The sequence below is a fragment of the Okeania sp. SIO2F4 genome (genome assembly GCF_010672385.1).
GTDB lineage: Bacteria > Cyanobacteriota > Cyanobacteriia > Cyanobacteriales > Microcoleaceae > Trichodesmium.
Genome location: NZ_JAAHGT010000882.1, coordinates 1,291 through 4,094, shown reverse-complemented (window position 1 = coordinate 4,094; position 2,804 = coordinate 1,291). Strand labels below are relative to the sequence as shown.

Here is a 2,804-nt window from a genome sequence, read left to right as displayed (position 1 = left end):
TGTTTAATATCTGCCAATGCAGCAATCATTTCTGTAGAAGATGCATAACCATAGATACGGGCTAGTGTAGCATTAGCACTAATATAACATCCTTCAAGTTTTGTTTGGTAAATTCCTACCACTGTATTCTCCAAGATACTGTGATGTTTAGCTTCCATTTTCTCTAATCACTCCTCCCTTTTCTAACTGTTAATAATTTGACTTTATCGTTACACAATGTATTTAACCACCCCTAGACAGTTGTATTTATTGCATAAGTTTATTCTTGAATTATCATCCCCTTTTCATAATTATATATTTTGCCATATACTTGAGATTTTGACTCATACTTTTACTGGTTTTCCAGCAATACAATTACTCCTGAGAACGTGGTGTATTATTGGCTATTTTTACTTTTAACCTTTAATTATATTTTATATATAATCATAAATTAATTGTAAATTATACAATCCTCTAGATGTCAAGAAAAATTTGTAACTAATGTTAGGATAGGACTTACGCCAAACAAAGTATTTCTGTCATAACGAGGGATACCCTTTGTGGAGTAGTGCGTTAGTAAAATAATCTCAATACTAATTTTTTACCTAATAATTAATTATTCGGTAAAAAATTCAGCTTACTCTGCCTCCCCTTTCAAGGGGAAAAAAAGAAATAGTATTTCCTTGTATTCAATCCTCTCGGTTTCAACCAGAGGTAATTATCCATTATCCATTATCCATTATCCATTAATGAACTTTCTTGTGCCTAATTCCTGTAATATTTAATTGCACCTATAAATACTTCTATAACCAGTAAGCTACACCAATGATTAACTCCTCTATGAATGAATGGCCTAGTTTATTACAGCAGTTACTTGATGCCCAATCTTTATCTTCCTCTCAAGCCTCAAATTTAATGCAAGGATGGCTACAAGAAGAAATTCCACCTGTTCTATCAGGAGCAATTTTAGCCGCCTTACAAGCTAAAGGTGTATCTGCTGAAGAATTAGCTGGTATGGCAAAAGTATTACAATCTTTATCCTTAACAAAAGAACACAGCGATAATAATATTCCGATCGCCAACTTTCAATACCCAGTCATTGATACCTGCGGAACAGGTGGAGATGGAGCTTCAACATTCAATATTTCTACCGCTGTTGCTTTTGTTGTCGCTGCTGCGGGAGTACCAGTAGCTAAACATGGCAACCGTTCCGCTTCCGGTAAAGTTGGTTCTGCTGATGTCTTGGAAGCATTAGGAATAAATTTGAATGCACCCACAGAAAAAGTAATATCAGCTTTATCTGAAGTAGGAGTTACTTTTCTATTTGCACCAGGTTGGCATCCAGCAATGAAATCTGTAGTTCCTCTACGTCGTACTTTAAAAGTACGAACTGTGTTTAATCTTTTGGGTCCTTTAGTTAACCCTTTGCGTCCTCAAGGTCAAGTTATAGGAGTGTATAATTCTACTTTAGTAGAAACTGTCACTCAAGCTTTAGGAATATTGGGAGTAGAATCTGCGATCGCTCTCCACGGTAGAGAAAAACTTGATGAAGCTGGTTTAGGAGATATTACAGATATAGCTATTTTATCGAATGGTAAGGTACGAATGACAACAGTTAACCCCCAAGATTTAGGCTTAAATTCGGCGCCAATAAGTGCTTTACAGGGTGGAGATGTAGAAAAAAATGCTGAAATTTTGCAGAATGTTCTCCAGGGTAAAGGAACCGCTGCACAGACAGATGTAGTCGCTTTGAATAGTTCCCTGGCACTACAGGTAGCAGGTGTTGTACCACTAGAAGCTCATGCAGAAGGTATTGCCAAAGCTAAAGATATTCTCCAGAGTGGAGCAGCTTGGTTAAAGTTGGAACAGTTAGTTAAGTTCTTATGAATCTGCAAAATTTCTCGATCTAAAAGGCTTTGTTGTATAAAAGTAGCGATAGAACATCTGTTCCGCTTTTGCTGCGCGACATGAAAGTCGAAGGGAGGGAGTGTGGGGAGTGTGGGGAGTGTGGGGAGTTTAAGGAGTAGGGAAGGAAAGATGTCTTAGTTAGAGGTGCATTGAAGGTATATTAGGGTATTTTCAACCTTTTTCTTGTATTGCCGCGCTTCCCACAGACAACTAACTCAGCTCCTCAAAAATTTTTACAAAGGTAAAAATACCAAATGGCTTCTATCGCTCTCTTTCCTAAGTTTATGTTTGATTCATCTACTGATAAATCTCTTGATATATTTATCGTTTTTTTACCGAATAATTAATAGTTAATAATTAAATAGTTCAGCTTTATTAGCCTCCCACCATAGGGAAAAACAAGTTCTAGGATATTTCCTTATATTCAATTTTCTTACTGTTTTAACCAAAGGTAATTATCAATTATAAATTATCCATTATCCATTAATGAAGTCTGGTTGATGATGAATTTAAAATCCCGACACAATTACATCAAATGGTGCTTTTAGATGAATTTTATTTACCCATTCTGGTAAACTATAATCTTGATTTATAAATTCTAAATCAGCTTGATAACCAGCAGAAATATTACTTTAGTTTATGTTTGATTCATCTACTGATAAATCTCTTGATATATTTATCGTTTTTTTACCGAATAATTAATAGTTAATAATTAAATAGTTCAGCTTTATTAGCCTCCCACCATAGGGAAAAACAAGTTCTAGGATATTTCCTTATATTCAATTTTCTTACTGTTTTAACCAAAGGTAATTATCAATTATAAATTATCCATTATCCATTAATGAAGTCTGGTTGATGATGAATTTAAAATCCCGACACAATTACATCAAATGGTGCTTTTAGATGAATTTTATTTA

1 protein-coding gene is annotated in these 2,804 nt (G+C 34.6%); it reads left to right on the top strand.

Annotation, left to right across the window (positions count from 1 at the left end; all coding sequences use genetic code 11):
* The first annotated feature begins 804 nt into the window (after window positions 1-804).
* The gene (gene trpD, locus F6K22_RS34395) at window positions 805-1,866 is read left to right on the top strand and encodes an anthranilate phosphoribosyltransferase (protein WP_293108771.1); all 1,062 of its coding nucleotides are present in this window, start codon (window positions 805-807) and stop codon (window positions 1,864-1,866) included.
* Window positions 1,867-2,804: the final 938 nt, after the last annotated feature.

What these genes read in the sequence shown, in the direction of transcription:
- trpD (WP_293108771.1), top strand. Translation starts at nt 805, where the DNA reads ATGATTAACTCCTCTATGAATGAATGGCCTAGTTTATTACAGCAGTTA.